Genomic DNA, 434 nt, shown 5'->3' on the forward strand with positions numbered 1-434 from the left:
CGTAGGGGAACCTGCGGTTGGATCACCTCCTTACCTTAAAGAAGCGTTCTTTGAAGTGCTCACACAGATTGTCTGATGAAAATGAGCAGTAAAACCTCTACAGGCTTGTAGCTCAGGTGGTTAGAGCGCACCCCTGATAAGGGTGAGGTCGGTGGTTCAAGTCCACTCAGGCCTACCAAATTTGCACCGCAAATTTGAAGAGGTTTTAACTACATGTTATGGGGCTATAGCTCAGCTGGGAGAGCGCCTGCTTTGCACGCAGGAGGTCTGCGGTTCGATCCCGCATAGCTCCACCATCTCTGTAGTGATTAAATAAAAAATACTTCAGAGTGTACCTGCAAAGGTTCACTGCGAAGTTTTGCTCTTTAAAAATCTGGATCAAGCTGAAAATTGAAACACTGAACAACGAAAGTTGTTCGTGAGTCTCTCAAATT

Annotated in this window: 2 tRNA genes; both read left to right on the forward strand. The window is 45.9% G+C overall.

Features of this window, described 5'->3' with window-relative positions:
• Positions 1 to 101 precede the first annotated feature (101 nt).
• Positions 102 to 178, forward strand: a tRNA-Ile gene (locus FC814_RS22570).
• A 42-nt stretch (positions 179 to 220) separates the two neighbouring features.
• A tRNA-Ala gene (locus FC814_RS22575) sits at positions 221 to 296 on the forward strand.
• Positions 297 to 434: the final 138 nt, after the last annotated feature.

The organism is Escherichia sp. MR (assembly GCF_005280595.1).
Taxonomy (GTDB): domain Bacteria; phylum Pseudomonadota; class Gammaproteobacteria; order Enterobacterales; family Enterobacteriaceae; genus Escherichia; species Escherichia ruysiae.